Below are 20,197 nucleotides of genomic sequence, written 5' to 3'. Positions count from 1 at the left end.
CGCAGGAAACTTGAAGAAACGTTGCTGATGACTGAAATTACGATTGCTTGGATTGCTTTATCTTTCTTTATTGGGTTCGTGATTTATCTCGTTCCCAGATTATCACGTTGGCTAGCAGCGGGAGTTGCTTTAGCATCAACTGTTTATGCAGCATTTTTATTCCTCGAACCGTCGCCGCTAGTTATTCAGTTACTAGACAGTTTCGGCGTTACCTTAATTGCCGATCAACTGAGTAGCTTTTTCATTCTCACCAATGCCATTGTTACCCTTGCCGTCATTTTTTACTGTTGGCCCAGTGAGAAATCGGCGTTCTTTTTTATGCAGTTGGTGATTCTGCATGGCAGCGTCAATGCGACGTTTATTTGTGCTGATTTTATCAGTCTCTATGTTGCCTTAGAGGTGATTAGTATTGCTGCCTTTTTGTTGATTGCCTATCCCCGCAGCGATCGCGCCGTTTGGGTGGGCTTACGCTATCTCTTTGTCAGTAATACCGCCATGCTGTTTTATTTGGTGGGGGCAGTACTGGTTTATCAAGTCCATCAGTCCTTTAGTTTTGCCGGTTTGGAGGGATCGCCGCCCGACGCGATCGCGCTGATTTTTCTCGGGCTTTTGGTCAAAGGCGGCATTTTTGTATCCGGCTTATGGTTACCCCTGACGCATTCCGAATCGGAAACGCCCGTCTCCGCGATGCTGTCAGGAGTCGTGGTCAAAGCGGGGGTATTTCCACTGGTGCGCTGTGCGCTGATGATTGAGGAACTCGATCCCATTGTCCGTTTTTTCGGCGTTGGCACTGCCCTTCTCGGGGTTGGTTATGCCGTTTTTGAAAAAGATAGCAAACGGATGCTTGCCTTCCATACCATTTCTCAGTTGGGTTTTGTCCTGGCTGCCCCTGCAGTGGGCGGGTTTTATGCCCTCACGCATGGGTTAGTGAAGTCCGCTTTATTTTTAATTGCGGGGCGTTTGCCGAGTCGAAACTTTAAAGCCTTACAGCAGCAGCCGATTCGCACTGAGATTTGGATTGCCTTGGTGATTGCCAGTTTCTCGATCTCTGGCTTTCCTCTCCTATCGGGTTTTGGGGCGAAGGTTTTAACTAGTAAAAATTTCTTACCCTGGCAAGTGATTGGGATGAATATTGCTGCTTTAGGCACTGCCATTTCCTTTGCCAAATTCATCTTCTTACCCCATCAACCGACATCCGAAACAAGCAACTTAAAATGGGGATTTTGGTCAGCAATGGTGGTTTTGTTGGGTGGGCTAGTGGCAGCCAATGTTTTTTATTACGAAGCGTATACGATCAAAAATATTATTAAACCCCTCCTGACCATTGTTCTCGGTTGGCTAGCCTATCTTTTTCTCTTTAAAAAATCAACGATTAAATTGTCCCATAAAATTGAGGCATTTGATCATCTAATTGGAATCATGGCTTTGATGTTAATTTTACTATTTTGGAGCTTATGGACGCGATCGCCTATCTTAATATAATTCTGCGTTTAGCGATTTGGTTTTTACTCACTGCCGATTTTAGTGTAGCCAATATTATGATCGGGATCGCGATCGCGGTGTTACTACCCTGTCGTTGGACCTCGCCGGAACCAATCAAAGAATGGTTGCGGGTATTGTGGGAAATTCTAATTGCGATTCCTCAAGCCTATTTTGAAGCCATTCAAATCATGTTACTCCCCCATGACGAAGAAGAAATTGTTAGAGAAAGAGTCAAACCCCAACGCACCCCCGGACTAATTTTTCTGGACATTTTTCTCATCACCTTTACGCCCAAAACCATTGTTTTGAAATATCATCAACGAGGCTGGTATGAAGTTCACCGAATTCGACGGAAACGTCTTCGTTAACTCCCATCAAAGGGTAATTATAAATAACAAATGACCAATAACAGAAGACAAAGGACTAATCAAAAATGGATTCGATTTTAATTGCGATGATCTTAGCTTTACTAATTCCCATTTATGAAGCTTGCCAAGATCAAGATATCTGGCAAAAAATGCTTGCCTTCGCCAGCATTGCCACCAAAACCTCCATTATGATTTTATTTGTTTCCGTTTTGCGCGATGACTGGTCGATTGGCGTTGTTGCCGTCATTATCCTCAGTGTTGGTAACGCCGGGTTAATGCTACTTGCCCATTTAATCAAACGGTTAAACACAATATGATAGATTTCTTGAGTTATTCCCTAATTTTGGTCGGTATTGTCTTTTGGTTTTGGGGAACCTTCCCCCTGATTGGCAATCGTTCCGTTTTATTTAAACTGCACAGTCTCTCTGTTGCCGATACCTTGGGGTCAATGAGTATTATCATCGGCTTACTCCTCAAAATCCCCGGCGAATGGCCTCTGTTACTCCTAGCTATTATTTCCTTGGCAATTTGGAATACAGTACTGGGTTATGTTTTAGCGTACTGTTCTAGTGATGAGGGCAATCAAGATGGATAATTATATTTACATCATTGTCGCGTTACTCCCGTTAGCTGCCTTGACATTAGTCTTGCAAGTTAATCCTTATCAAGCTTTGGTCATACGCGCAATTTTAGGGGCAGTCGCCGCTTTGGTTTATGCGGTGTTAGGGGCGGCGGATGTGGCGTTAACCGAAGCATTAGTGGGGACAATGTTGGCGATTACATTGTATGTCGTGGCAGTTCGTTCTTCTTTGGTCATGCGCCTCGGAATCTTGCAAGGTGAGGGGGAAACCGAGGATTATTTCCCAGAACTCATTGCCAAAATGAGAAAGGTCATTCATCGCTATCATTTGCGTTTAGAAATTTTTGAGTATCCCCATCTGGAAGCGTTAGAAGCCGCCTTACAAGAAAAAGAAGTTCACGCGACTTGTACCACTCGTCAACAGGAAGAAAGTCGGTATCAGAATCGAACAGCAGTTCTCGATATGAAGCAAACTTATTATACGGCTGTACGTGTGCGTCGCCTCTTTGAAATCATCCAAGAAGAATTGGTCTTTCCAGATACAACTGTCACCTATATCCCTGTTGTCAACGAAGAGGAGAAGCACTAATGAAATGGGTTTATGCTGTCGCGGGATTCGCGATCTTTATCAAGATGCTGGTGATGCCTAATCCAGCAGCAGAATGGGAAGAAATGGCAATTGTCGAATCGATTGTTGCCGAAAGTGGGGTCTCGAATACCGTGTCTGGGATTATTTTTAGAAATCGGCTTTATGACACAATTTTTGAAGTTGTGGTGTTCACCATCGCGATTTTAGGAGCACGTTTTCTCCTCGCCAATGAACAGCCCACGGAAACCGTTGATCAATTTAACGATCACCCCTCAGTTGTCTTAGCCCGTCTCGGCGCTACCATTGCTGCTTTAGTGAGTATTGAACTGGCAATTCGCGGTCATCTCAGCCCGGGTGGCGGATTTGCAGCAGGAGTGGCTGGCGGAACGGCAATTGGTTTAGTTGCAATTACTTCCAATTCTCAGTGGATGGAAGCCATTTATCAACAATGGCGCGCGGCAACCTTGGAAAAGGTCTCAGTGCTGATTTTTATTGGATTAGCCGTCCTCACATTAGTGGGTTGGGAACTCCCGCAAGGAGAAGTGGGAATGCTTTTGAGTGGGGGTGTTATTCCTTTACTCAATATCTTGGTTGCCTTGAAAGTGGCACTCGGTTCTTGGGCTGTTGTTTTACTGTTTATTCGGTATCGGGGTTTACTATAAAGTCAAGTAACGTTGATCGCCAATCAACCAATCTGCCTTGTTTGTTCCTCACTGCCATCTATCAATATCCCTAGTGGGCAAGGAACCTCTGGTAAAGGGCATAATCCGTTTCACTAAAACAGCAGAAAATCACTCTCTTCTAAGCTCCCCTACTATTTTGAGTCAAAGGCAATGAAAAAACGCTTTGCACCACAGTATTTTTTCCTGATTTTCCTCCAAGCTTTTGTTTTTACGGTCTGCTTACATACGGGAAAACAACTTGCTCAAACCCTTGCCCTCAGTGAAAACTTGATTCATTTAAACTCCAAGCAGGGGGAAACTTATCTTTTCAAGAGTGAGGCGAGAACAGATTATCTTCCTCTGATGTTGCATTTTGTGACTCAGGATAATCTCGCCTATTGCGGTGTGGCGAGTATAGTGATGGTTCTCAATGCTTTGGAGCTTTCTGCTCCCATTGCTCCAGAGTATGGTAGTTTTCGTCTGTTTACCCAAGACAACTTCTTTGATCATCCCAATACAGAAGCAGTCATCACTGCCGAAACCGTTTCCAGAATGGGCATGACGCTCAAACAGTTGGCACAACTCCTTGAAAGTTATCCGGTCCAAGCACAAGTGCATCATGGTGAAGACCTAACGTTAGCAGAGTTTCGTCGGCTGATTGTAGAAAATTTGGAACAAGAGAATAACTTTGTTCTGGTCAATTATTTAAGAAGTACGATTGAGCAAGAACGAGGAGGACATATTTCTCCCCTTGCTGCCTATCATCAAAGCAGCGATCGCGTGCTCATTTTAGACGTGGCTCGCTATAAATACCCTCCGGTTTGGGTTGAGGTGGAAGAGCTTTGGCGTGCGACTCAGACCATAGATCGGGTTTCTGGGAAAACGCGGGGGTTAGTTTTAGTCAACCCTTCCCATCAGTCAGTACGGTAAGAACTTTATTTTTTCAGTCCCACTAATAAAGCCTCGCGACATATTCCTGATAGCCGTTATAGAGTTGGGTTTCTTTAATCTCCCAAGATAAATCGGGTCCTTCACTAATAAACTTCTCAGTTGCTTGTGACCAACGGGGATGAGGAACATTGGGGTTCACATTAGCAATAAACCCGTATTCATCAGGAACCAGTTGATTCCAATAAGTTTTTGGTTGTTCGGCAAGAAAGTCAACTTTTACAATGGATTTTGCCCCCTTAAATCCATACTTCCAGGGTAAAACGGCTCGGATCGGTGCGCCATGTTGTTTGGGGAGTTCTTCCCCATAAATCCCAATCGCAAAGAAAGCAAGTTCATTCGCCATTTCTTCTATCCGTAATCCCTCAGTATAGGGCCAGGGTAACGCGCCAAAATGCAAAGTTGGACCCGGCATTACATTTTCATCATAAAAAGATGTAAAGCGTACAAACTTCGCTTGAGAAGTTGGTTCAACCGCTTTGATCAATTCTTTCATCGGGAATCCCACCCAAGGGAGTACCATTGACCAGGCTTCAACACAGCGAAAGCGATAGATCCGTTCTTCAATAGGAAAACGCTTTTTGATGTCATCGAGGTCATAGGTTTGCGGATTTTTAACTAAGCCTGTTACTTCTACTTTCCAGTTTTCTGTTGGTAACTTTTGGGCATTTGACCAAATCGATTTATTCCCACCAAATTCGTAAAAATTGTTATAACTTCCCGCTAGAGTTTCATCAGTAATTGGACGTTCTACCGAAGCAAACTTGGGATTTTTAGTTAAGGGAGAAATCTTCGGTTGATTTAAAGTTTCTTGCAATCCTTTTTGTGATTTAGAGTTTTGACAACCTGCTAGAGAAAGGCTGGTTGCACCTAAGCTAACGCCAATCAAACTTTTAATAAAATGACGTCGATTAAAATATAACGGTTTTGAGGTGATTGGGGTCTTTTCATTATGCCAAGGCTTCGGAGTACGAATAATCATCAATTAATTGTTAATTGCTATTCTGCTTTTTTCTTGCGAGTTGTTTTAGTTGAAGGACTAGAAGTTTTGCTAGTAGAAGCTTTGCTACTCGTACTTTTTTTAGTTGCTGTTGTTTTCTTAGTTGCTGTTTTAGTTTTACGGGTCGTTTTACTACTGCTACTTGTGCTTTTGGTTTTACTCTTGCTTTTTTCAGCGAGAAGTTCTACAGCTCGTTCTAAGGTTATATTATTGGGGGATTCTCCTTCGGGAAGACCGACGTTTTTCCGACCATGATTGATGTAGGGACCATGAGGTCCCTTATATAATTTAACAGGCTTCTCGTTATCAGGATGATTCCCTAATTCTTTAATCAACTCTTTTTGACTTCCCCGACGCCCTTTCTTAGGTTGAGAAAGAAGCTCGATCGCGCGATCGAGCCCAATCGTTAACACATCATCCTCTTTTTTCAAAGAACGATAGTCTTTCCCTTCTTTCCCTTGGTCATGCACGACATAAGGACCAAAGGGACCAATGGCAGCTTTCACGGGGGCCCCCGTACTAGGATGTTCTCCCAACAACCGCGGCAGAGATAATAATTTCACTGCCATATCGAGGGTGACATCTTCCGGTTTAGTTCCTTTCGGGAGAGAACACCGTTTAGGTTTCTTATTCCCTTCCGTTTCTTCTCCCAATTCCACATAAGGACCATAGCGACCAATTTTAATAAAAATCGGATCCCCGGTTTCGGGGTGAATTCCTACTTGATCCGGTCCCTCAGTTTTTTGGCGCAGTAAGACTTCCACCTGTTCCGGATTGAGATCGGCAGGGGTTAAATCTTGGGGAATTGACGCTTTCACTACCCCATCATCATTTTCAGTTTCTAAGTAAGGACCGAAATACCCAATTTTGATGCGGGCGTCAATATTATCTAAGTTGACCGCTTTGGCACTGTCGGGATCAATCTCGTCTTCTTTTTCTTGAACGAGGGTATTCAGTCCTTTATCTCCGGAATAAAATTGTTCTAAATAAGGTGTGGAATCGGTTTCTCCCGTTGCAATATGGTCAAGGGTTTCTTCCATGCGGGCAGTAAAATGAGGATCAACTAATTCAGCAAAGTACTGTTCTAAGAGACTCGTAACAGCAAATGCGGTAAAGGTTGGCGTCAGGGCATTCCCTCGCATTTGCACATAGCCCCGGTCCATAATCGTACTAATAATACTGGCATAGGTACTGGGTCGCCCAATCCCTTCACTTTCAAGCGTTTTCACTAAAGAAGCTTCTGTATAGCGAGCAGGTGGTTGGGTTTCGTGCCCGAGAGACTCTAGTTTTTTACAGTCAGGATGATCCCCTTCTTGCAAATTCGGTAGGATGACTTCTTGGTTTTCTAAAGCCGCTTCGGGATCATCGGACCCTTCGACATAAGCCCTAAAGAATCCAGGAAAATCAATCCGTTTTCCACTAGAACGAAATTCTGCATCTTCTACTGTCAACTGAACCGTAATTTGGGTTAACTTGGCATTCGCCATTTGGCACGCCACGGTGCGCTTCCAAATCAGGTCGTAAAGGGCAAGTTCTCGTCCTTGCAGCCCTGTTTCTTGGGGAGAGCGAAAGCTTTCTCCTGCTGGACGAATCGCTTCGTGGGCTTCTTGAGCCCCTTTACTTTTGGTGCTGTATTGACGCGGTTTCGGACTCAAGTATTCTTTGCCATACTTTTCGGTGACACAATTCCTAGCGGCACTAATCGCTTGTTCTGATAAGTGTACCGAGTCTGTCCGCATATAGGTAATATAGCCGTTTTCATACAGACTTTGCGCTGTCCGCATGGTATCCCGCGCCGAAATTTTTAGCTTCCGGTTCGCTTCTTGTTGTAGGGTAGAAGTGGTAAACGGAGGAGAAGGTTTCCGCGTAGTGGGACGTTCTTCAACTTGTTTGACGGTCCATTGCTTATCATTAAGACGGTCTCTGAGAGCATTCGCATCCGCCTCGTTGAGTAAAACCACATCCCGTCCTTTCGCAATTTTTCCAGTTTTTGGGTCAAAGTCACTACCCGTTGCCAGTTTTTTCCCGCCGAGAGTCGTCAGTTTGGCTTCGAACTGGCTCTTTTCTTTTTCTAAAGTGGCTTTTAAATCCCAGTAGCTTCCACTTTTGAAGGCACGACGTTCCCGTTCTTTCTCAACAATCAGGCGCACGGCAACAGATTGGACGCGTCCGGCAGAGAGTCCACGCGCAACTTTTTTCCAGAGTAAGGGGGAGAGGGTATAACCATATAAGCGGTCAAGAATACGTCGGGTTTCTTGCGCTTCTACTAGATCATTGTTGACCTCCCGACAATGCTGTAGGGCTTCTTGAATGGCTTCTCGAGTAATTTCATGAAATACCATTCGCTTTGTCGGTACTTTCGGATTCAGCAGTTCTTTCAAGTGCCAAGAAATGCTTTCTCCTTCTCGATCTTCGTCTGTAGCCAGAATCAGTTCATCGGCTTCTTTGAGCGCTGCTTTCAGCTCTTTAACCACTTTTTTCTTGTCGCTAGGAACCACATAAACCGGTTTAAATCCTTCTTCAACATTGACACCTAAGCGCGCCCAGCTTTCGCCTTTAATTTTTGCCGGGACTTCTTTAGCAGAGGAAGGTAAGTCCCGCACATGACCCATCGATGCCTCAACACGATAGTCGTTTGGTAGGTATTTACGGATGGTACGAGCTTTGGTTGGTGATTCAACGATGACAAGGGTAGACATTGCAGTTGAGGAAGAATAACAGTTGTTGGATGATCTTAAATGCTTAAGGTAAACCGTTAGTGATTGGTCTAAGTAAATCGCTTCTTCTAGTAATATCAGATTAAGTCAAATTTAGCATCGCCCAGTATTAAATTTGAAATTAAACCCTGTCTTAACCTGAGACCCATAGTTTTCTCAACTTCAGTCTTTTGGTCGTTTTGAACCAATAACCCATAAATGATTCATCTAACCAAGGTATGGAGAGTTGAGCGTCGGTTTGCTTGGTTCATGCATGGGATATAGATGATTAGTTAGAGATTATAAACTGCTACCAGAAACCTCCGAAACATTTATTAACGCATCCAAGGGCTTGTAAATAACCCACAAACGGCTCTCGAATTCAGGAAGTTGAGCATTTACATCTCTCATATCAACTGTATAAATTTGAGAAGTTCCATCGTAATAATGACTGAGAATGGATGAAGAGCTGGGTATGCTTGAAGCGAGGGCGATAACATCATCAGTTCACCGAGACTTAACTCTTATGGCAACCGGTTTTGCTGCACTCCCCCCCTCCTCTCCTTCCTCCACGGCTAAGAAGTTGAAACAGATCCTGAGAGAGCAGTTTAAGGCTTTGGAGGACCCAAGAGTGAAACGCAAACCCGAGCATTCACTGGTCAATATTGTCGCGATCGCCATCCTAGCCGTACTATCTGGTGCCAACGATCTGGTGGCAGTTGAAACTTATGGCAAAGCGAAGCAAACCTGGTTAGAGACCTTTTTGGAATTGCCCAACGGCATACCGTCCCACGATACCTTTTCGAGAGTCTTAGCCTTGCTCAACCCGCAGCAGTTGCATGAGTGTTTCTTAAGTTGGGTGGCTCAGCTTGCTGACGAGCTAGCGATTAAGCTAATCAACATTGATGGTCAAACGAGAACGACGCCTCTGGAACCAAACAACCACCGAGGTGTGTTTCTACATCACCAGTTTAGCGGCTGACGCTACCCGGTTGGCACCGGCAATCCGCTCCCATTGGGGCATTGAAAATAGCCTGCCTTGGATATTAGACGTCACCTTTAGAGAAGACTAAAGTCGGATTCGCAACGGTCATGGACCTGAAAATCTAGGACGGCGGCGCCGCTTGTCGCTCAATTTACTCAAACGTGAACCGTCCCAGCAAAGTCTGACCCAGAAACGGGATCGAGCCGCCATGGACAATGACTTTGTTGTGAAGGTGTTGCTCGGTCATGAGGCTACCACATCTCCACTGTGAGATTTGACCGCAGAATGGGGTGACTCGCAAGCCTGCCGACCCAGCTGGAAAGCGTCCTGGAGCGAGGAGCGAAGCGACGCAGTGAAGATGCCTTCCGCACCCGGAATTCAATTCCGGGGAACGAGTCACCCCAAGCTTGGAGGAAACCACAACGACATCAACTTCAACCCATCCCTACGATCCGATTATTCCAAAGTTGTTGGAATGACCCTTTGAGCAGCCAAAAATGAGGAGTTTTACGGAAAAATTGCCTTAGATTTTGCCCACTATGTCAACCCAATTTAAGTGCGATTGCCCTGGTCCAGGGGAGTATTTATTTTTACATGATAAACACATGATTAAAATGAAAATTATTATAAATTCAAATCACGCAAAAATAACTTTTTGATACTAATGACAGAATTAACGAGTTAACCGGAGTCTTAAATTAATCCTCCAAAATCCTAATGAAGTCTTGTATTAAACTGGATGAATTTGGCAACACATCTTTACCTTTCTCAAAAAGCAAAGAGATGACGAGTGGGAAATTGAAAAGACTGTCGTCATTTTTTCAATGGGATTGTGCAGCTAAACCCTACTGGTGGTTAATAGGAAGAATTACCAAAACAAGACAAGTTATGTAGGATGACACTCGCGATCATGACAATTGTGTCTAATCAAAGAGGTGTGGTTACAATTTGGCTCAATGCTCGTATTTCTCTCAATCTTTATCGGCTACAAAAATGACAGCATGGTTGGCAAAATAAGTGAGAATCTCTGTACAGTGCGCGATCGCGCTCAGGTGAGCAATTTCATAACCGTGGGTATTATCAGTAGGAAAGCCCAAACAGGCAGCACGAGAGACATGACCCATTTTCATCGCGATTGAGCCATCACTGCCAAAGCCATCAATAATTGCCCGTTGCAGGGGAACTTGTGCGCCTTGCGCCGCTTGCACGATCTCTTGGTTCAAACCGTCATCATATAAACCATATTTATCTTGAGAGAGTAACACGGGTGCGACTCCCGCCTGGAAAGTATATTCTGCTGCAAGGGGAATAATTTCTAAGGCAATTAAAGCTCCTAAGCGTTGATTTTGAGTAAAGTATAAAGCACCGATCGCGCCAATTTCTTCTTTAGCCGAAGCAATGAGATAAACATCTTGGGGCGGATTTTTAATGTGTTGCGCTAAATCGAGGAGAATCGTCAGAGATGCCTTATTATCTAGGGTATAACTAGCAATATAATTTTCATTGAGGCGAAAGGGTTGTTTGCGGTGTTTGCCAATCACGACTCTTGTGCCTGGGCGCACACCAGCCGTTTCTAGTTCCTCGATACTGCACTTGGTTTCCACCCAAGCATTTTCCCAAAATAAGGGTTGGTCTTCTTGTTGCGATTTTTGGGGCGATTCATGAGAAACATGACGAGAACCGAAAGAAAGAATCCCGGAAAGAGTAGCGCGATCGCCGAGAATATCCATGACTCCTTCCCCATAAACCCAAGGAAAAGAACCGCCGAGACGGCGGACTTCTAAAGTGCCATCTTCTCGAATTCGTTTCACAATCGTTCCGATTTCGTCTTTGTGGGCTGTAATGGCAAGGGGAGAATCTGATGTTTCACCAGGGATGCGAGCAATCACATTTCCGGCTTCATCCTGCCAATTTTCAACACCAATTGCCGTAAATTTTTCCAGGAGAGTGCGATCAATTTCTTGTTCGGCACCGCTAGGGGAATGACAGAGCACTAACTCTGCAATCCTGTTAAATAATGAACTAAACTCAGACATAAAAAATAGGATTTTTGAAAATTAGATAGAATTAATTTCAAATTTGTGACCCAACCTTTAATTGTAAGAGATTTCAGTTTGCTTCAACTGAGCCATAAATCCAAGATGCTCCTCTGATTGAGTATTTCACCAAATCACACTTCAACTCCTCACTTGAAGCAGAAAAATCAGATAAAAACTGTATCCAAATCTTCCTTTAGAGGGATGAAAAGAAATTTCTAGCCATTTTTTCCATTAGGATTTTCAGGCAATTGCTGAGACATAACTTCCTAAAAATTTCGACCAATGACGATGCATTTTATTCAATCCTTTGCTATGAAAGCGCAAAAAATCCCCTGGGGGGGATAGGGATTACATTAACAAAAATTTTGACTTACCATCGTCCCTAGAACAGATTTTTTCTTAACTGAGGACGAACCAATCATGGGATATGAACTACCCCCACTCCCTTACGATTACACTGCTTTAGAACCGGCAATTTCCAAATCCACACTCGAATTTCATCACGATAAACATCATGCGGGGTATGTCAGTAAATATAATGCTGCGGTTGAAGGAACAGAATTAGACAATAAACCCATTGAAGACGTGATTAAAATGGTTGCCGGTGATGAAAGTAAAACACCAATCTTTAATACCGGTGCCCAAGCTTGGAATCATACGTTTTATTGGAACTCCATGAAACCCAATGGTGGAGGTAAACCAACTGGGGAATTAGCCCAAAAAATTGATGCCGATTTTGGTAGCTTTGAAAAATTCAAAGAAGCATTTAAAGCGGCAGGAACCGGTCAATTTGGTAGTGGTTGGGCTTGGCTGGTACTGGATCAAGGTAAACTCCAAGTTACGAAAACTCTCAATGCTGATAATCCGCTTACCAAAGGACAAACCCCTCTCCTCACCATGGATGTTTGGGAACATGCCTACTATTTAGACTATCAAAATCAGCGGGGCACTTATATTGACGCCTTTTTAGACCAGGTAGTCAATTGGGAATTTGCTGCCGAAAATTTTGCTAAGGCAAAATAGGTTTAAGTCAACAGATTACACTTTTTTAAACTCCGGAATGGGGTTGAATCTTGCTGCTGAAATTGGGTAACCAAAAATTTCAAGCGGCTTGCGATTGAGTGTTAGTCATTTCCAATAGAAATGGCTGCCTGTGAAGGTAGGGTGTGCTCAATACACACACCCTACATCAATTTAATTTAGATATTTCGTAAAATAATGACCATTATTCTTGATCCCCACTACCCTAAAAAAGTGCTTGCGTTTGCCTATCATGGTTTTACCATCGAAATTTGTATTGATGAAGAAGAAGATCTGATTACGTATTCAGCCTGGGTGGGATATGAGTATGGTTGGGCAATGACAACACCAGCGGCTAAAAGCCGAGTGCAAGCGATACGAGAAGCAAAAAAATGGGTTGATCTCAAGCGAAAAGCTCGTGAGTAAAAATTCCAATCGCGTAACCCACAACACAAGTTAATAATAAAATAGTTAAGGCTTGCCAACGCCGAAATTTTGCCCGTTGTAAATCTAAACGAAATAAGGTTCCTGCCGCTAGTAACACCAGCACCCGGGCAAAAATATGAATCCAAGTAATGGCGAAAACAAACCCAAAGGCAAAGATTAAAACCGTCACAAATGCTCGTTTATCAGAGGTTAACCAACTGCCAAAAAAGATTTCAATTAAGGTTAAAGGAGCGGTTAATCCAGCATCCATGAGTAATAAAAAACTGCCGGCAATGAGCCAAACCCAAAAAGCTTCAGTGGCAGTGGAAAGAACCCAGCCAAAAACGGCACAAGCCAGTAGGAGTAAAATAAAAGAAACCAAAGGAATTTTGCGCATATTGATCGAGCCAGTTTCTGAACAAAAAAGAGACGCACTCGTGACGAATGCGTCTCCTGATCAGGATTGATAATTCCTTAAGACATCGCTTGGATAATATAGTCGAAGTAGGGACCCGCTTCTTGTGCTTCTTCGTCACTGAGTAAGCCGAGAGACGCCTCTTTGAGACACTTAATCGCATCTGCCATACCAGGAACCGGAACATCAAGGGCATTATACATTTCCCGGACTCCCACTAAACCAATACTTTCGATGGGCTGTTTATCCCCAGCAATAATGCCATAAGTGATGAGACGCAAATACCAACCGTAATCTCGGATGCAAAGGGAACGTTCCCGAGATCCAAAAGCATTTCCACCTGGGGCAATATATTCGGGATGCAGTTTCCAGAGTTGTTTACTGGCTTGGTCAACAATTTTCTTTTCGTTTTCAGCTAAAGTTTGCGCGATTTGTACTCTTTGTTCACCAGTTTTGAGGAATTCTTCGATTCCTTTCAGTTCGCCACTGGTGGGATAACGCAGTTCGTCGTCAGCTTTGAGGATAACTTCGCTAATTACACTCATGATTTTATGATCGTATTAAATTATGTCGGGTAAGTCTAGGATATCACCACCAGAGTGCTCTTCTTATGTAGAAAAATTGCGTTTTAAGCTGGTGGTGAAGGGGGAGAGAAGATTAAGTGGCCGGGGTTAAACCACTGTGTCTTAATAAGGGTTCCGTTTGCGGTTCGCGACCACGGAATTCTTTGAAAACAGACATAGGATGAAGGGATCCGCCTAAGGCTAAAACGGTATCACGGAATTGTTTCCCGACTTTGGCAAGTGCCATATCATCATCGAGACCAGCTTCTTCAAAGGCAGCAAAAGCATCGGCACTGAGGACTTCTGCCCATTTATAGCTATAATACCCGGCTGCATAGCCACCGGCAAAGATATGACCAAAGCTACATAAGAAAGCATCTTCGGGAAGGGGACGCATGATAGTGGTGGTCTCGGCAACGCGATCGCGCACATCAAAAGCAGTTTCGTTACCATCTGGATCATAATGGGCGTGCAGTTCCAAATCGAGGAAACTAAAGTGCAGTTGTCGTAACATCATGGAACCACTGCGATAAGTCCGCGCTGCCAACAGTTTCTGATAATATTCTTCCGGTAACGGTTCGCCCGTTTCGTAATGTTTCGCCATCGAGAATAATGTCGGGCGATGATAACACCAGTTTTCCATAAACTGACTCGGTAACTCCACTGCATCCCATTCCACATTATTAATCCCAGCAGCGCCCGGATAATCCACTTGCGTCAACATATGCTGCAAGCCATGTCCAAACTCATGGAAGAGGGTTTCCACTTCTTCAAATGTCATTAAACTGGGTTGACCATCCACCGGTGGGGTTTGGTTGCAAGTGAGATATGCAACCGGTAGACGGGTGCTTTCATCCCCATTACTCGCTTTCATTTTCCGACGGTTGATACATTCATCCATCCACGCGCCACCGCGTTTTTCCGCAGGGCGAGAAAAGGGATCAAGATAGAAATGGGCAATGGGGTGTCCGTTGTCATCTTGAATGCGAAAATAGCGGACATCCTCATGCCAAACTGGGGCTTCTCCATCCGCAGCAGTAATCGTCACACCAAAGAGATGTTGCGTAATGCTAAACAAGCCATTTAACACTTGCGGTAACGGGAAATAAGGACGTAACTCTTCCGCGTTAAACGCAAACTTTTCTTCCCGTTGACGTTCCGCCCAATACTGCATATCCCAATGTTTCAAGTCATCGGCTTCGGCTGCACCCTTACTTTTAGCAAAGGCTTTCAATTCTTCATGTTCAGCAACCGCTGCATCGTAACTCGCCTGACGCAACTCCTCTAGCAGTTTTTCCACCGCTTCCACACTCGGTGCCATTTTTCGTGCTAAACTCAAGCGGGCATAGTTTTCAAAACCGAGAATATGGGCTTTCTCTTTCCGTAACGTCAGAATGCGCTGAATAATCGGTTGGTTGTCTAAGTCACCACTAGAAGCGCGAGTAATAAACGCCCGATAGACTTTTTCCCGCAAGTCTCGCCGTTGGCTATGTTTGAGAAAAGGCACAAAACTAGGAAAATCAAGGGTAATCACCCAAGGACCCTTTTCCGCCGTTGCCTTCTCTTCTCCCTCTTGACGGGCGGTTTGTGCGGCTAAATTAAGCGCACTTTGGGGTAAACCTGCCACTTCTTCGGGGGTCGTCAGTTTCAGCTTAAAGGCTTTCGTGGCATCCAGCACATGATTGGAGAATTGGGTAGAAAGGTCTGCTAACTCCAATTGAATCGCATTAAACCGTTCCTTGGTTTTCCCTTCTAAGCCCACACCAGAGAGTTCTGCATCTTGCAAAGAAGACTCCACAATCCGTTTTTGAGCATCATCCAGACGATTCCACTCTTCACTATGGCGCAGCGCCTTAAATGCCTCATAAATGGGCTTACTTTGATTCAGCTTATTAATAAAGCGCACCACCTCAGGTTGCACCGTTTCGTAGGCTTCCCGCAAGTCTTGGCTATTTTTCACGCCCATGAGGTGGCTAACAATGCCCCAACTCCAAGTTAAGCGTTCTTCAATTTCCGTCAGGGGGTCAACTACGCCTTCCCAAGTGGGTTGAACGGTTTGTTCTAATTCCGTCAGTTGGGTATCGAGTTCCGCTAACAGTTGTTGGATCCCACTCACCACATGCTGCGGTTCAATTTCGGGGAAGGGGGGTAATCCTTCGCCAATCAGTAGAGGATTGGGTTTTGTCGCTGTCGTTGTCATACCGTTATTGACTGCTTACTTGTTCTTTATTTTTCACGATAGCGCGGTTGTCATAGGTTGGGAAACGGCAATCTGATGATATAGAGACTGTGCTTGCCTTTAATGACTAATATCAGTTTAAATTATTTTTTAAGTCACAACAAATTGTTAAGCAAATATCTCCTCAGTAAAAAATTGGATTATTTTAGGATTGTGAATTGAAAAGGGGTTAGAAAAATGATTCCTGATGAGTTTTCTTTTGATGCTTTTGAAACTGCTTTAATGGGTAGTCTTAAATATCAGCTTCTTCTAGAAGATATCTTAAAGACTTCTAATGAGGATAAAAAGGGTAAAAAGCGGGATTGGCGTTATCAATGGGTTAGTCACTATAATAATTTGCTTAAATCTTCTGAAGGTCATTCAAGCTACACAGTTAAAACAACTTTTCAAGAACTTAGAGCAGATCTGGATAAATTCCGTGAAAATCAATTATTCTTTACTAAATCTCGGATAATGATTTTGGAACTTATTAGTTTTATTCCATATACACCTTTTCCAGATTCTACCCAAGCCCAAAAAGATAGATGGAAAGGCTTAAAAGTTAATAAATCTGATTGGGAAAGTGAACTCTGTGATATAGGTACAATGTTAGGTTTGGGCGCAGAAAAAACGTTGCATTATAAGAAGTGCCTGAAGTCCGCTTTCGAGAATATATATAATGCTTCTGGCAATAAACAGAAATCTCTAATGTTAGCTTTAGGTGGTGCTGCTGCTATTGCGGTAACTGGAGGGTTTGCTGCTACTGCTATCGCTCCTATCTTTGCAGCAGCGGGTTTAAGTGGGGCTGCTGCCGTAAGCTCTGGTTTAGCAGCACTAGGAGGTGGAGCTCTTGCTGCAGGAGGTTTTGGAATGGCTGGTGGCTTTACAGTTATTGTAGGAGGCGGTGCAATTTTGGGAGGGGCTAGTGGATTAGGAATAGCTTCTTTAATTCAAAATCCTGAGGTCGTTCTTTATGAATGTGCAAAAATACAAGTTATTTCAATAAACATATTCATAAAAGAGCAAGCAAAGATTAATCAAGCTAAGGAAATCGTTAACTCTCTTAAACAAAGCATACGCGAATTTGAAGACCAAGCAGATACTGAAGTGTCGAAAGAAAAAGTTAAAAATTTACAGAAATTAATCAAGTATTATCAAAAAACTAAAGATAATATTTTGCAGCATATCAAAAGCAATTAGCGATCTAATAGTAGGGTGGGTTGAGAGAACGAAACCCAACCTAGGATAGAATAGGAGTTTCAGAAGTTATGTCAGTCAACCAGTATTACTACCATATTTTGAAGAAGCACTAAAATTAGAACATACAAGAGATGAGGTTGCAGAAAAATTTAACTTACCGAAAAAGTTAGTGGGTGACTGGTTGAAAGAAGCAGAAAAACTGGGAAAGATTCAAAAGTCTTCCCGTCGTCCTATTAAATATATTGCAACACAATCAATGACAAGTGAACAACTCGAATGTAATCTTGGAATATAAAGTGACGATAAAGTTTTTCTTTTATTGTTCAAGTTTGCACTTACTGGAATTTAACGAATAAAATGAATCTGACAGATATTGAGGGGAATAATCGGTTCAAACTCTTTGCGGTCAGAAGTTAGCAGAGTTGCACTTTCTTGATTAGCTAAAGTGAGAGCAAAGCAATCAGCAAGAGAAATCCTTTTAATTACTGCTTTATATTGACCAGCTTGTTGCCAAAAGTCAATTGTTAAATCATTACGAATTATTACTCCAAGTCCTTGTAAATCTCGAACCATACTTTGTGCTGCCTCTTCTCCACTCATTCGCAAAAAATCATAATATACCTCACATAAATTGATGCTATGAATTAGACAAGTTGATCGTTCATCCAGAAAAGAATCTTCTACAATTTCAGCACCAACTTCATCCCGAAAGAAGGCAATTACAGCACAAGCATCTAAAACAACATTCATCTGTTGCGATTTTCCCAATCAATTTCTCGTTCTTTTCTAGCAGCAAACTCATCACTACTAGTCGTTACATCAGCATATTTTCCCCGTAAAGAATGAATGAGTGAATATTTCTGAGTGGGATTTCGTCTCTGACGTAAAATTTCCAATAAGATGTCTTGCTCTTCTTCAGATAAAGTTTCTAGGGATTGAAGAATCTCTTGTAACGTCATTCCTAAAGACTCATTAATAAATGAATGGCTGCTTACAATATATTATGGCAAAGGAGCAGATCAGTTGGCTTAGCTAAATAGAGCGCGATTGTTCATTATTCTAGCTATCTGTTACCAGTGGGAGGTGACGCATACGAACTCGACTCAGTTCCACTGTTATCACAACACCTTGTTCTAGATATTCGACAAACTCACTAATCACCGTTAAGAGCAAATTGGTTAATTCTTGAGCACGTAATCTTTCAATTCGGATGCGAATTACAGAAGGAGAATCGGCGCCACTGAGAGCTAATAGAGCATGAAAGTCTGCATCAAGGGTAATAACAACTCGATTATCATCTTTTGCTTTCTGGAGGATGTCTTGATCATCTGCTGCTGACAAACCGATTTCAGCAACATGAATTGTATTGATTCCAGCTTCAGAGAGTTGAGTTGCAGCAGAGCGAGGTAAGCCCTGATCAAGCAGCAGTCTCATTACTTTTAGGTAATTCCATAATATAATCATCCAAGTAGGAAGAGGCAAAAATGAGTGCTTGTTGGATGTCTTCCTCTTCTAACTCAGGAAACTCTTGAAACAGTTCTTGACGGTCAGGGTAGGTTGCAATTAATTCCAGCACTCGGCGCACCGTTAGGCGGAGATGACGAATGCAAGGTTGACCGTTCATACGGTTAGGATCGCTAGTAATACGGTCTAGTGTCATAAAAGTAATGCACTTGGATCAAGCAGTGATGCTGGAAAGTAGCGTTTTATTCTAAACTTTTTAAAATTATAACGAGTTGATCGAAAAAGGTCTGAACAGGGAATGAAATGCGCGATTGAGGGAAACTCAGCAACGCCCTTCCTCTTTAAATCTCAGTAATTATGAATGCCTGTTTACAATTATTATCCGAGATTAGAAGATACATCAATTCCTTCAACCGTAACTCGTTGCAAATCAGTATTCGTGCTCGCGTGTTCAAAAGTAATTGCACAAATATTTCCTTGAGAATCCAGATCGAGAAGTGTATTTTCATCAAGGTTTTTCGTTTCTACGATATCATTGCTCCGAAACTCAATGTAGAGCGTATCTGTGTCTTCAAAATATTGCATCTTCATGGCTTAAATTTACGATCAGAAAAAGCGTTACTTGAAAAGATTTTTTTACAAAATCAAAATAAACGCTATGGATGGAAAAAAAATTATATAGCAATTCTTATTCTCATGAAGTACATCCTTTATTCCCTGTTCCCTATTCCCTATTCCCGAAACCGATAATTTTGTACCTCACCCGCTTAGGAACTGCTATACTTCAGAATTGGGATAGAAGATCCGAACGAAGGAATGTGTAGATTGATCAAATCTCCTATAAATATCAAAGTCGCTATCTAAAGTTACGATCTGATAAATATCAAGCCGTTCAGAAATAACAACCAGTGATAAATCAGCAAAATCAGCAGGAACATTATTATATCTTTGGAATAAATCAGCGATTCTTAAAAAATCTTCCTGTATTAAAGGTTCTCGATGCCAAATTTCTTTATTAATATGTCGAGAAAATTGAGCTTGTAGCTGATGAGACTGTCCCTTAATTTGCCCTAAGCTATACATTACTTCAGCAATGCAAGCATCTGTTGTAACTAGCTGAGTAATAGAGGTATCTCGAAAAAATTCGATAATCTGCTTGTGATATTTGTCCCGCTTGTTATAAAAAGAAATTAACGGACCCGCGTCTATTAATGCTAATTGATCCATTCACATTAATCGGATCGATGACGTTTGTTCACCGCTTTATGAGCATTTGCTTTGCGCGTTTCACGTTCTGATAAATTAATATCTCCTTCCCCAAAGATAATCTCTTCCTCTGCTAAACGTTCACCAATTGTTTTAGTTTTTTGCTTCTTGCTTAGCTTGTTACTCATCTTTAAATAACATTTAATTCTAACCTTCCTAAATTATAACGAATTGATCGAAAAAGTTATGAATAGTAAATAGAAGGCGCGATTGAGCAAAGCTCAGCGACGCTCCGCGTCGATCGCGCTTCCTCTTCTTCCTTCAATGATAGGCTAG

Annotated in this window: 23 protein-coding genes and 1 pseudogene; 11 read left to right on the top strand and 13 right to left on the bottom strand. The window is 42.7% G+C overall.

The features are described from left to right. Nucleotides 1-27: 27 nt before the first annotated feature. The 7 genes from GVY04_12345 (at nucleotide 28) to GVY04_12315 (ending at nucleotide 4,611) form a co-directional block, all read left to right on the top strand. Complete coding sequence (locus GVY04_12345; protein NBD16891.1) at nucleotides 28-1,482, top strand: cation:proton antiporter; 1,455 nt, start codon at nucleotides 28-30, stop codon at nucleotides 1,480-1,482. Next, nucleotides 1,455-1,850, top strand: coding sequence for a cation:proton antiporter (locus tag GVY04_12340; GenBank protein NBD16890.1), 396 nt, complete (start codon nucleotides 1,455-1,457; stop codon nucleotides 1,848-1,850). Before GVY04_12345 ends, GVY04_12340 begins: the two co-directional genes overlap by 28 nt. A 65-nt stretch (nucleotides 1,851-1,915) precedes the next feature. Next, complete coding sequence (locus GVY04_12335; protein ID NBD16889.1) at nucleotides 1,916-2,167, top strand: hypothetical protein; 252 nt, start codon at nucleotides 1,916-1,918, stop codon at nucleotides 2,165-2,167. Next, nucleotides 2,164-2,445, top strand: a complete 282-nt coding sequence (locus GVY04_12330) for a sodium:proton antiporter (protein ID NBD16888.1) — start codon at nucleotides 2,164-2,166, stop codon at nucleotides 2,443-2,445. Before GVY04_12335 ends, GVY04_12330 begins: the two co-directional genes overlap by 4 nt. Next, a complete protein-coding gene (locus GVY04_12325) occupies nucleotides 2,438-3,019 on the top strand; it encodes a DUF4040 domain-containing protein (protein NBD16887.1) in 582 nt (193 codons plus the stop codon). Before GVY04_12330 ends, GVY04_12325 begins: the two co-directional genes overlap by 8 nt. After that, nucleotides 3,019-3,681, top strand: coding sequence for a cation:proton antiporter (locus GVY04_12320; protein ID NBD16886.1), 663 nt, complete (start codon nucleotides 3,019-3,021; stop codon nucleotides 3,679-3,681). The genes GVY04_12325 and GVY04_12320 overlap by 1 nt, the downstream gene beginning before the upstream one ends. A 171-nt stretch (nucleotides 3,682-3,852) precedes the next feature. Continuing rightward, complete coding sequence (locus tag GVY04_12315; GenBank protein ID NBD16885.1) at nucleotides 3,853-4,611, top strand: glutathione gamma-glutamylcysteinyltransferase; 759 nt, start codon at nucleotides 3,853-3,855, stop codon at nucleotides 4,609-4,611. Nucleotides 4,612-4,633: 22 nt separating this feature from the next. Here GVY04_12315 and msrP read toward each other — a convergent pair whose 3' ends face one another. Further along, the gene (msrP, locus tag GVY04_12310; GenBank protein ID NBD16884.1) at nucleotides 4,634-5,611 is read right to left on the bottom strand and encodes a protein-methionine-sulfoxide reductase catalytic subunit MsrP; all 978 of its coding nucleotides are present in this window, start codon (nucleotides 5,609-5,611) and stop codon (nucleotides 4,634-4,636) included. 17 nt (nucleotides 5,612-5,628) lie between these two features. Continuing rightward, nucleotides 5,629-8,328 carry a type I DNA topoisomerase gene (topA, locus tag GVY04_12305; GenBank protein ID NBD16883.1) on the bottom strand — a complete coding sequence of 900 codons (2,700 nt, stop codon included), beginning with the start codon at nucleotides 8,326-8,328 and terminating at the stop codon, nucleotides 5,629-5,631. Nucleotides 8,329-8,908: 580 nt separating this feature from the next. On the opposite strand from topA, the pseudogene GVY04_12300 reads away from it, so the two are divergent. Next, nucleotides 8,909-9,581: pseudogene (locus GVY04_12300) on the top strand (ISAs1 family transposase). Between the two features lie 700 nt (nucleotides 9,582-10,281). Here the strand turns inward: GVY04_12300 and GVY04_12295 are convergent. After that, on the bottom strand, nucleotides 10,282-11,346 hold the full coding sequence (locus tag GVY04_12295; protein ID NBD16882.1) for a M42 family peptidase: 1,065 nt from the start codon (nucleotides 11,344-11,346) through the stop codon (nucleotides 10,282-10,284). 423 nt (nucleotides 11,347-11,769) lie between these two features. Here GVY04_12295 and GVY04_12290 point away from each other — a divergent pair, with 423 nt between their 5' ends. Together GVY04_12290 and GVY04_12285 are read left to right on the top strand one after the other, a co-directional pair. Next, nucleotides 11,770-12,372, top strand: a complete 603-nt coding sequence (locus GVY04_12290; GenBank protein NBD16881.1) for a superoxide dismutase [Fe] — start codon at nucleotides 11,770-11,772, stop codon at nucleotides 12,370-12,372. Between the two features lie 195 nt (nucleotides 12,373-12,567). Continuing rightward, nucleotides 12,568-12,795, top strand: a complete 228-nt coding sequence (locus tag GVY04_12285) for a hypothetical protein (GenBank protein NBD16880.1) — start codon at nucleotides 12,568-12,570, stop codon at nucleotides 12,793-12,795. Here the strand turns inward: GVY04_12285 and GVY04_12280 are convergent. From GVY04_12280 to GVY04_12270, 3 genes are all read right to left on the bottom strand, one after another. Further along, nucleotides 12,773-13,192, bottom strand: a complete 420-nt coding sequence (locus GVY04_12280) for a hypothetical protein (protein ID NBD16879.1) — start codon at nucleotides 13,190-13,192, stop codon at nucleotides 12,773-12,775. The genes GVY04_12285 and GVY04_12280 overlap by 23 nt on opposite strands. A 77-nt stretch (nucleotides 13,193-13,269) precedes the next feature. After that, complete coding sequence (locus tag GVY04_12275; GenBank protein NBD16878.1) at nucleotides 13,270-13,755, bottom strand: allophycocyanin; 486 nt, start codon at nucleotides 13,753-13,755, stop codon at nucleotides 13,270-13,272. Between the two features lie 112 nt (nucleotides 13,756-13,867). Continuing rightward, complete coding sequence (locus GVY04_12270; protein ID NBD16877.1) at nucleotides 13,868-15,973, bottom strand: M3 family peptidase; 2,106 nt, start codon at nucleotides 15,971-15,973, stop codon at nucleotides 13,868-13,870. Nucleotides 15,974-16,189: 216 nt separating this feature from the next. On the opposite strand from GVY04_12270, the gene GVY04_12265 reads away from it, so the two are divergent. Then, nucleotides 16,190-17,191 carry a hypothetical protein gene (locus tag GVY04_12265; GenBank protein ID NBD16876.1) on the top strand — a complete coding sequence of 334 codons (1,002 nt, stop codon included), beginning with the start codon at nucleotides 16,190-16,192 and terminating at the stop codon, nucleotides 17,189-17,191. A 345-nt stretch (nucleotides 17,192-17,536) separates the two neighbouring features. On the opposite strand, the gene GVY04_12260 is transcribed toward GVY04_12265, so the two are convergent. The 7 genes from GVY04_12260 to GVY04_12230 form a co-directional block, all read right to left on the bottom strand. Next, nucleotides 17,537-17,941 carry a PIN domain-containing protein gene (locus GVY04_12260; GenBank protein NBD16875.1) on the bottom strand — a complete coding sequence of 135 codons (405 nt, stop codon included), beginning with the start codon at nucleotides 17,939-17,941 and terminating at the stop codon, nucleotides 17,537-17,539. Beyond that, nucleotides 17,938-18,150, bottom strand: a complete 213-nt coding sequence (locus GVY04_12255; protein ID NBD16874.1) for a hypothetical protein — start codon at nucleotides 18,148-18,150, stop codon at nucleotides 17,938-17,940. The genes GVY04_12260 and GVY04_12255 overlap by 4 nt, the downstream gene beginning before the upstream one ends. A 100-nt stretch (nucleotides 18,151-18,250) precedes the next feature. Beyond that, on the bottom strand, nucleotides 18,251-18,625 hold the full coding sequence (locus GVY04_12250) for a hypothetical protein (GenBank protein NBD16873.1): 375 nt from the start codon (nucleotides 18,623-18,625) through the stop codon (nucleotides 18,251-18,253). Next, nucleotides 18,609-18,851 (bottom strand): DUF433 domain-containing protein, encoded by a 243-nt coding sequence (locus tag GVY04_12245; protein ID NBD16872.1) that lies wholly within the window; start codon nucleotides 18,849-18,851, stop codon nucleotides 18,609-18,611. The genes GVY04_12250 and GVY04_12245 overlap by 17 nt, the downstream gene beginning before the upstream one ends. A gap of 182 nt (nucleotides 18,852-19,033) precedes the next feature. Next, complete coding sequence (locus tag GVY04_12240; protein ID NBD16871.1) at nucleotides 19,034-19,246, bottom strand: DUF2283 domain-containing protein; 213 nt, start codon at nucleotides 19,244-19,246, stop codon at nucleotides 19,034-19,036. A 186-nt stretch (nucleotides 19,247-19,432) separates the two neighbouring features. Then, nucleotides 19,433-19,882 carry a PIN domain-containing protein gene (locus tag GVY04_12235; protein NBD16870.1) on the bottom strand — a complete coding sequence of 150 codons (450 nt, stop codon included), beginning with the start codon at nucleotides 19,880-19,882 and terminating at the stop codon, nucleotides 19,433-19,435. A 5-nt stretch (nucleotides 19,883-19,887) separates the two neighbouring features. Continuing rightward, on the bottom strand, nucleotides 19,888-20,049 hold the full coding sequence (locus GVY04_12230) for a hypothetical protein (protein NBD16869.1): 162 nt from the start codon (nucleotides 20,047-20,049) through the stop codon (nucleotides 19,888-19,890). Nucleotides 20,050-20,197: the final 148 nt, after the last annotated feature.

This window comes from Cyanobacteria bacterium GSL.Bin1 (assembly GCA_009909085.1).
Lineage (GTDB): Bacteria > Cyanobacteriota > Cyanobacteriia > Cyanobacteriales > Rubidibacteraceae > Halothece.
Note: the sequence above shows the minus strand (reverse complement) of the source record. Positions and strands in the feature narration are given on the sequence as shown.

What these genes read in the sequence shown, in the direction of transcription:
- GVY04_12240 (NBD16871.1), bottom strand. Translation starts at nt 19,246, where the DNA reads ATGAAGATGCAATATTTTGAAGACACAGATACGCTCTACATTGAGTTT.
- GVY04_12260 (NBD16875.1), bottom strand. Translation starts at nt 17,941, where the DNA reads ATGAATGTTGTTTTAGATGCTTGTGCTGTAATTGCCTTCTTTCGGGAT.
- GVY04_12275 (NBD16878.1), bottom strand. Translation starts at nt 13,755, where the DNA reads ATGAGTGTAATTAGCGAAGTTATCCTCAAAGCTGACGACGAACTGCGT.
- GVY04_12230 (NBD16869.1), bottom strand. Translation starts at nt 20,049, where the DNA reads ATGAGTAACAAGCTAAGCAAGAAGCAAAAAACTAAAACAATTGGTGAA.
- GVY04_12245 (NBD16872.1), bottom strand. Translation starts at nt 18,851, where the DNA reads ATGACACTAGACCGTATTACTAGCGATCCTAACCGTATGAACGGTCAA.
- msrP (NBD16884.1), bottom strand. Translation starts at nt 5,611, where the DNA reads ATGATTATTCGTACTCCGAAGCCTTGGCATAATGAAAAGACCCCAATC.
- GVY04_12330 (NBD16888.1), top strand. Translation starts at nt 2,164, where the DNA reads ATGATAGATTTCTTGAGTTATTCCCTAATTTTGGTCGGTATTGTCTTT.
- GVY04_12320 (NBD16886.1), top strand. Translation starts at nt 3,019, where the DNA reads ATGAAATGGGTTTATGCTGTCGCGGGATTCGCGATCTTTATCAAGATG.
- GVY04_12325 (NBD16887.1), top strand. Translation starts at nt 2,438, where the DNA reads ATGGATAATTATATTTACATCATTGTCGCGTTACTCCCGTTAGCTGCC.
- GVY04_12270 (NBD16877.1), bottom strand. Translation starts at nt 15,973, where the DNA reads ATGACAACGACAGCGACAAAACCCAATCCTCTACTGATTGGCGAAGGA.
- GVY04_12345 (NBD16891.1), top strand. Translation starts at nt 28, where the DNA reads ATGACTGAAATTACGATTGCTTGGATTGCTTTATCTTTCTTTATTGGG.
- topA (NBD16883.1), bottom strand. Translation starts at nt 8,328, where the DNA reads ATGTCTACCCTTGTCATCGTTGAATCACCAACCAAAGCTCGTACCATC.
- GVY04_12255 (NBD16874.1), bottom strand. Translation starts at nt 18,150, where the DNA reads ATGACGTTACAAGAGATTCTTCAATCCCTAGAAACTTTATCTGAAGAA.
- GVY04_12335 (NBD16889.1), top strand. Translation starts at nt 1,916, where the DNA reads ATGGATTCGATTTTAATTGCGATGATCTTAGCTTTACTAATTCCCATT.
- GVY04_12285 (NBD16880.1), top strand. Translation starts at nt 12,568, where the DNA reads ATGACCATTATTCTTGATCCCCACTACCCTAAAAAAGTGCTTGCGTTT.
- GVY04_12250 (NBD16873.1), bottom strand. Translation starts at nt 18,625, where the DNA reads ATGAGACTGCTGCTTGATCAGGGCTTACCTCGCTCTGCTGCAACTCAA.
- GVY04_12235 (NBD16870.1), bottom strand. Translation starts at nt 19,882, where the DNA reads ATGGATCAATTAGCATTAATAGACGCGGGTCCGTTAATTTCTTTTTAT.
- GVY04_12290 (NBD16881.1), top strand. Translation starts at nt 11,770, where the DNA reads ATGGGATATGAACTACCCCCACTCCCTTACGATTACACTGCTTTAGAA.
- GVY04_12295 (NBD16882.1), bottom strand. Translation starts at nt 11,346, where the DNA reads ATGTCTGAGTTTAGTTCATTATTTAACAGGATTGCAGAGTTAGTGCTC.
- GVY04_12340 (NBD16890.1), top strand. Translation starts at nt 1,455, where the DNA reads ATGGACGCGATCGCCTATCTTAATATAATTCTGCGTTTAGCGATTTGG.
- GVY04_12315 (NBD16885.1), top strand. Translation starts at nt 3,853, where the DNA reads ATGAAAAAACGCTTTGCACCACAGTATTTTTTCCTGATTTTCCTCCAA.
- GVY04_12280 (NBD16879.1), bottom strand. Translation starts at nt 13,192, where the DNA reads ATGCGCAAAATTCCTTTGGTTTCTTTTATTTTACTCCTACTGGCTTGT.
- GVY04_12265 (NBD16876.1), top strand. Translation starts at nt 16,190, where the DNA reads ATGATTCCTGATGAGTTTTCTTTTGATGCTTTTGAAACTGCTTTAATG.